Consider the following 6,463-nt stretch of genomic DNA (forward strand, 5'->3'; position numbering starts at 1 on the left):
ATGTTCGACCTCGGGCTTTTCGCTGGCGATGACCTTCCGCTGCCTCCGGTTCGTTCCGCTGATGCTGCGTGCGATGGTCTTCAGCACTCCCGTCGTGACGGCGACGCCCAGAAGCAGCAGGGCTCCGCCGACGAGCTCGGGAACGGTGGGACGGTCTCCGAGGACGAGCCAGGCCGAGAGCACACCGACCAGGGGAACCAACAGTGAGAACGGCGCCACCTGCGATGCCGGGAACCTTGCAAGCAGCGAATTCCAGATGACGTAGCCGATGAGTGAGGCGCAGCCGGCGGTGTAGACGACCGAAGCCACGACTCCCCAGGTCGGGTTCGCAAGTGCGTGAGCCACCTCGGCGGGGCCGTCGACGAGCATCGAGAGCGCGAACAGGGGCACGGGGACCACGATGGCCGACCACACGGTCATCTGCACACCGTTCGTGCCCTCCTTGACGCCGCGGGCGATGACATTGCCGATCGCCCAGGACAGGGACGCGGCGAGCGCGACGAGGAAGGCGACGATCGGCACCGATGCCTGGAGGCTCAGGCCGATGACGCACAGTCCGGACAGGCCGATGAGGATGCCGATGATCTGGCGTCGACTCGGGAATTCCTTGAGCACAAGGGCCGCGACGAGCACCGTGAAAGCGGCCTGAATCTGGATGACGATCGACGTCAGACCCGCAGGCAGTCCGAGGAACATGGCTGTGTAGAGGAGGCCGAACTGACCGGCGGACATGAAGACGCCGATGAGGAGGATGCGTCGGAAGTTCCCTCTGGGGTACTTGACGAAGAAGATCGCCGGGATCACGACGAGCGTGAAGCGGGCTGCGACGAGGAGCAGCGGTGGCCAGTCCCGCAATCCGAAGTCGATGAAGATGAAGTTGACGCCCCAGAGAACGACGACGAGCAGGGCGAGCATGTAATGGACGGGACGCATACCTCCAGGATCCCAGCCATTGCATCAAAATTCCATTGAATATAAATGCGTGGTTTCGTTAAAATTGTTTGATGATTGACGCTCTCGCTCTGCGCACGCTCGTTGCTCTCGACTCGGCCGGATCCGTCACGGCGACGGCCGATGCACTCGGCTACACCTCGGCGGCCATCAGCCACCAGCTGCAGAAGCTCTCGCGCTACCTCGGCTCACCTGTCACCGAGCGCACCGGACGGGGGATCGCATTGACTCCGATGGGTCGGGAGCTCAGCCGTCGCGGCGCCGAGCTGCTCCAGGATCTCGAAAGCCTCGAGACCGACGCCCGGGCAAGGTCGGGCGAACCTCGAGGTCGGATCACGGTGGGCGGGTTCTCGACCGGCATCCGCGGGGTGCTGGTGCCATCCCTGCCGCTGCTCAAGAACACCGCGCCGGAGCTGACGATCACCAACATCGAGGAGGAACCCGATGAGCTCATCGACATGGTCACGGTCGGTCGGATCGACGCTTCGCTGATCTTCGACTGGCGGGAGGGTCCTCCCCAGCTGCCCTCGACGCTGAATTCCGAGCTCATCACCGTCGACCGGGCCGATATCGTCATGCATCGTGACCACCATCTGGCATCACGCAGTCTGGTGACCCGGCAGGATCTCCTCCGCGAGGTCTTCGTCTCGGCACCGCGCAACGGCGTATGCCACCGCTGGCTCACCGCGCTCTTCGATCCCCTCAACGCCGAACCGCGGATCGAGTACTGGGCGATGGAGTATGACACCCAGATCGAGTTCGTCCGGGCCGTCGGGGCGCTCGCGCTGGTGCCGCGGCTGGGACGGCCGCACCTGCCAGCCGACGTCACCGTCGTCGAACTCGACGATCCGAGCATCGCCCGCTGGATCTACCTCGTGTGGCGGGCCTCCATGAGCGCATCCCCGGCGATCTCCCTTCTCCTTGAGCAGATGAGGGCAGTCGCCGAGGTGACAGCAGGTGAGTGCGAGCCCGAGCGAGGGAGAGTCTGAGCCTCAGCGACCCTGGTTGGCGACCTGACCGATCGCGGCCTCTGCGGCAGCCGCATCGAGATACGTGCCGCCGGGCCTGACCGGAGTGAAGTCCTCGGTCAGCTCGTAGTGCAGCGGGATGCCGGTGGGAATGTTGAGGCCGGTGATATCGGCATCGGAGATACCGTCGAGGTGCTTGACGAGGGCACGCAGCGAATTGCCGTGGGCGACGACGAGCACGGTGCGTCCGACGGTGAGCTCGGGGACGAGCCGGTCGTACCAGTAGGGCAGAAGCCGGTCGATGACGTCGGCCAGGCATTCCGTGCGAGGCAGGGAACCGCCGAGGTTGGCGTAGCGAGGATCTCCGGCCTGCGAGAATTCGGAGGCGTCGCCGAGAGCTGGCGGCGGGGTGTCGAAGGAGCGGCGCCAGGTCATGAACTGCTCCTCGCCGAACTCCTCGCGGATCTCCTTCTTGTTCTTGCCCTGCAGCGCACCGTAGTGGCGTTCGTTGAGTCGCCAGCTGCGATGGACGTCCAGCCAGGAGAGGTCGGCGGCCTCGAGCGCCAGATTCGAGGTGAGGATGGCCCGCTTGAGACGGGAGGTGTAGACGACGTCGGGGATGAGGTCGGCCTCGCGCAGGAGCTCGCCGGCCCGCTGGCCCTCAGCCCGCCCCTTGTCCGTCAGGGTCACGTCGACCCAACCGGTGAACAGATTCTTCTGGTTCCATTCGCTCTCGCCGTGGCGCAGCAGGATGAGGTTATGCGTCATGCCACCATTTTTGCACGACCGTGCCGACGCACACAGAGCCGCCCACCCTCTGGTCCAGGTGCTTCCGAGATATTTCTCACTATTCGGCACTCGATCTTGCATCCCGATATGCCGGGATAGCCTGAACTCATGCCTGACACCCCTACACCGCAGTCGTCGAGCTCGCAGCCTGAGTCGTCGAACCCACAGCCTCCATCGTCGAGCTCGCAGTCGCCGACCCCGCCACCGCAGGCGGGAGGCTCATCGGCTCCTCAGCCCCAGCAGCCGAACTCCGACCGCAGTTCGATCATCGCTGTGACGGCACTGCCGGTCCTCGTCGTCATCGCCGGAGTCCTCGGGTTCCTCAGTCCCGACACGTTCACTCCTCTCGCGCCCTCGATCACCTGGGCTCTCGGAATCGTCATGTTCTTCATGGGTCTGACGCTGACGCTGCCGGACTTCGCTCGGATCGCGAAGAAGCCGTGGATCGCCGCCCTCGGTGTCGTGACGCAGTTCGTCGCAATGCCCCTGCTCGGTCTCCTGGTCGTCACCCTCTACAGCCTTCCGACTGAGATCGCTGTCGGCGTCATCCTCGTCGGATGTGCCCCCGGAGGGACTGCTTCGAACGTCGTCACCTACCTGGCCAAGGGCGATACCGCCCTGTCGGTGTCGATCACAACCCTGTCGACCCTTCTCGCCCCGGTCCTCACTCCCCTGCTGACCCTGTGGCTGGCCGGCTCATACATGGACGTTCCGTTCTGGTCGATGTTCGTCTCGATCTGTCAGACGGTGCTCGTGCCCGTCATCGTCGGGGTGATCGTCAGGCTCGTGGCCTCGAAGTTCGTCGACAAGATCTCACCGATACTGCCCTGGTTCGCGTCCATCGCCATCGCCTACATCGTGGCGGTCGTCGTCGCGGGCTCCGCCGACTCCATCGCGACCGCCGGAATCCTCGTGCTCCTGGCAGTCATCACGCACAACGTCTTGGGACTTGGACTCGGCTACGGAGTGGCCGCGGCCTGCCGGTTGGACACTCCGACCAGACGAGCGATGACCTTCGAGGTCGGGTTGCAGAATTCGGGGCTCGCATCCACTCTCGCAACCACGTACTTCTCACCGCTCGCTGCTCTTCCCGGCGCTGTGTTCAGCGTCTGGCACAACGTCTCCGGTGCACTCCTGGCCTCGGTGTTCGCACGCCGCCCCTACGGCAAACCACCGCGTGAGCAGGTCGCCGGAGACAGTCACACACAGGAGTCGGGACTGTGATCGGGCCCTCGACCCCGTCGGGCTTCTCCGCTTTCGACGAGGAGACGATCGCTCTCGCGAACAGGAGATTTCTGATTCGGCGGGCACGAGACACCGATGTGCACGACCTCGTGTCCTTGCTTCGCGATGACGCCCTCGGTGCTGCTCGTGAGGGTTCCGGCGCCGAGGAGGTGGCCGACTACCAACGTGCCTTCGGTCTCATCGATTCCGATCCCAATCAGCTTCTCGTCACGATCGACGACGTCACCAACTGTGCTGAGAGCAATCGCGAAGATGCTGAGACCCACCATGACGGTGCCGAGACTCATCATGACGGTTCTGCGAACAACGATGAGGGTGGGCAGCCACGCCCGTCCGACACCGGATCGACTGCCGTCGTCGGCACCCTGCAGCTGACGCTGATCCCGAGCCTGTCACGACGAGGTTCGACGCGGCTGCAGATCGAAGCGGTGAGGATCGGGCCTGATGCGCAGGGCCTAGGACTGGGCACGGCGGTCTTCGAATGGGCCCATGACTGCGGGCGTCGATTCGGGGCCTCGCTGGCTCAGCTGACGACCGATAAGTCGCGCACGGATGCGCAGCGGTTCTACGCACGGCTCGGCTACGAGGCCAGTCACGAAGGGCTCAAACTGGACCTGAGCTGACACTCACATCCACTTCACCCCGTCGACCTCGAACTCACGGATGCGGTGGGCGATCATCTCCGCCAGCAGGTCGGTGGGTATCTCGCGATCGTAGTAGAGCTTGATCGAACCCTTTCCGGTGTCGAATCCGCTCAGCCGATCGGCGAAGGCCTCTTTGGTGCTGGGGGTGAATACGAAGTTCGCGTGCTTGGCATAGCCGGCGAAGGCGAAGAGGATCGTACCTACGAAATAGGCAGGGTTCCCCCATTTGAGGCCTTCCTCAGCGGTGGGCGCAGCGGCGCGGCTGAGGTCCCGCAGGCGCCTCAGGAATTCCCGCTTGTGCACATCGTCGAAGCCGGCGATGTAATCGTCGACGTTCAAGCCTGCTCCAGAAATTCGTTGTCCGGTCCGCTGAGGACGTCTTCGAAGGCGGCGAGGTTCCGCGTCGACTCGCCGCGACTGACCCTCCAGGCCCATTCCTTCTTCATTCCGGTGAGGAAGCCGATGAGCAGAAGTTCGTTGAACGAGGAGTCGGCGATCGCCAGAATCGCCCCGAGCAGCGAGTCGAGTTCCTCGAGAAGTCGGTCCCGGGGAACGCTGGCTCCCAGATACACATCGCCGAGGGTGTCGATGCCGAACGACACCGGGCCTGGTCTCATGTTCTTGATGAGCAGCCAGCGGTTGAACTCCTCGGCGTTCTCATCCGGGTGGCGGATGACGAACGCCTGCAGCTGCACCGTTCGCGCGGAGATGGTGATCGACACGGTCGTCTTCAGCTTCTTCTCTCCCGGCAGGACCACGGCGATCTGCGTGTCCTCTACGGCGTCGACTTCGACCTCGTTCTCATGGGCCCACTGCCTCACACCGGCCAGAAGCGTCTCGGTGTCGGTCGTCATCATGTGTCCTTCCGTCGGCAATCCATGAGTCCTTCAGCAGCCGCGCCCGACCAGTCGCGGCTTCGGGTTAAGTTCTTCCCCAGTCGCTGTCTCTTCCATGACCGTCAGCTGTTCGGTGGTCGTCATCGTCGTGGTCGGGGCCAGATCCGGCACGTCGAGGGCGCCGAGCACACTCGCCGCCGTGGCCGACCAGTCGAATCGGGCAGAGCGATCGGCGGCATGAAGTGCGAGTTCGCGTCGCAGTTCGTCATCGAGGAGCATCCGCTCGAGAGCCATGGCCCAATGCCGAGGGTTATGATCGGCGATGAGCACGCCCGAATACCCGTGTTCGACGATGTCGGGCAGACCGCCCACCGCCGAGGCTATGGCGGGCAGGCCCGATGCCGAGGCTTCGGCCGCGACCAGTCCGAATGATTCGCTGCGTGAGGGGACGAGAAGGATGTCCGCCGCGCGGTAGTAGGTGACGAGTTCATGAGCGGGGACGGGACGTCGCACCTCGACGCTGGGTTCGGCGGCGATCGCTGAGTTCAGCTCGCGCAGGTACGACGAGGAACCAGTCGGAGCCTCTTGGCCCGAAACTGCGCCGAGGAGGATTCCACGCGTCCGAGACGCCAGGTGCGGGTTGTTCTCTCGCAGGCCGGAGATCGCATCGACGACGACGTCGGTTCCCTTGATGAACTGCATCCGCCCCACATAGAGGACGACGAATTCGTCTGGTGCAAGACCCAGAACTGTTCTGGCTTCGGCACGATCTCCTGGGGAGAACAGGTCGTGGTCGACGCCGGGCCTGGCCACCACTACGGCGTCGGCATCGGCGCCGAGCTCGTGGATGAGATCGCGACGCTCTGCCGGAGTGTTGGCCACGATCAGGTCCACCGCCGAGGCGATTCGCTCCTCTGCTTCCAAGCGCTGAGGCCGTTCGTGGCTGGTCTCTGAGTCGCGGTTCTTGACTGCGCCGATCGTGTGCATGCTCACGACGATTCGAGGACGCTCACCCGACCTGGTCGCGGGG

The 6,463-nt window shown here is 64.2% G+C and carries 8 protein-coding genes; 3 read left to right on the top strand and 5 right to left on the bottom strand.

What is annotated here, in order from left to right:
* Positions 1-933 (bottom strand): EamA family transporter (locus tag ACE03M_RS10035; protein ID WP_485933847.1); only part of this gene is annotated, 933 nt, incomplete at its 3' end.
* Positions 934-1,004: 71 nt separating this feature from the next.
* Between ACE03M_RS10035 and ACE03M_RS10040 the strand changes: the two genes are divergently transcribed.
* On the top strand, positions 1,005-1,940 hold the full coding sequence (locus ACE03M_RS10040; protein WP_485933849.1) for a LysR family transcriptional regulator: 936 nt from the start codon (positions 1,005-1,007) through the stop codon (positions 1,938-1,940).
* Positions 1,941-1,943: 3 nt separating this feature from the next.
* On the opposite strand, the gene ACE03M_RS10045 is transcribed toward ACE03M_RS10040, so the two are convergent.
* Positions 1,944-2,687 carry a phosphoglyceromutase gene (locus ACE03M_RS10045; protein WP_143920617.1) on the bottom strand — a complete coding sequence of 248 codons (744 nt, stop codon included), beginning with the start codon at positions 2,685-2,687 and terminating at the stop codon, positions 1,944-1,946.
* A gap of 129 nt (positions 2,688-2,816) precedes the next feature.
* Between ACE03M_RS10045 and ACE03M_RS10050 the strand changes: the two genes are divergently transcribed.
* Both ACE03M_RS10050 and ACE03M_RS10055 read left to right on the top strand, forming a co-directional pair.
* Positions 2,817-3,932: a bile acid:sodium symporter family protein gene (locus ACE03M_RS10050; protein WP_485933850.1), complete on the top strand. Its 1,116-nt coding sequence runs from the start codon at positions 2,817-2,819 to the stop codon at positions 3,930-3,932.
* Positions 3,929-4,576, top strand: coding sequence for a GNAT family N-acetyltransferase (locus ACE03M_RS10055; protein ID WP_485933851.1), 648 nt, complete (start codon positions 3,929-3,931; stop codon positions 4,574-4,576). The genes ACE03M_RS10050 and ACE03M_RS10055 overlap by 4 nt, the downstream gene beginning before the upstream one ends.
* Positions 4,577-4,579: 3 nt before the next feature.
* Here ACE03M_RS10055 and ACE03M_RS10060 read toward each other — a convergent pair whose 3' ends face one another.
* The 3 genes from ACE03M_RS10060 to ACE03M_RS10070 form a co-directional block, all read right to left on the bottom strand.
* Positions 4,580-4,936 (bottom strand): iron chaperone, encoded by a 357-nt coding sequence (locus tag ACE03M_RS10060; RefSeq protein ID WP_143920619.1) that lies wholly within the window; start codon positions 4,934-4,936, stop codon positions 4,580-4,582.
* Positions 4,933-5,451 carry a YbjN domain-containing protein gene (locus ACE03M_RS10065; RefSeq protein ID WP_485933852.1) on the bottom strand — a complete coding sequence of 173 codons (519 nt, stop codon included), beginning with the start codon at positions 5,449-5,451 and terminating at the stop codon, positions 4,933-4,935. The genes ACE03M_RS10060 and ACE03M_RS10065 overlap by 4 nt, the downstream gene beginning before the upstream one ends.
* Before the next feature lie 33 nt (positions 5,452-5,484).
* Positions 5,485-6,463: glycosyltransferase (locus ACE03M_RS10070; RefSeq protein WP_485933854.1), on the bottom strand; the 979-nt coding region annotated here is incomplete at its 5' end.

The organism is Brevibacterium sp. AGC70 (assembly GCF_057334195.1).

Bases quoted from the DNA above. Each gene is read 5' to 3' on its own strand.
- ACE03M_RS10040 (WP_485933849.1), top strand. From the start codon at position 1,005: ATGATTGACGCTCTCGCTCTGCGCACGCTCGTTGCTCTCGACTCGGCC.
- ACE03M_RS10045 (WP_143920617.1), bottom strand. From the start codon at position 2,687: ATGACGCATAACCTCATCCTGCTGCGCCACGGCGAGAGCGAATGGAAC.
- ACE03M_RS10050 (WP_485933850.1), top strand. From the start codon at position 2,817: ATGCCTGACACCCCTACACCGCAGTCGTCGAGCTCGCAGCCTGAGTCG.
- ACE03M_RS10065 (WP_485933852.1), bottom strand. From the start codon at position 5,451: ATGACGACCGACACCGAGACGCTTCTGGCCGGTGTGAGGCAGTGGGCC.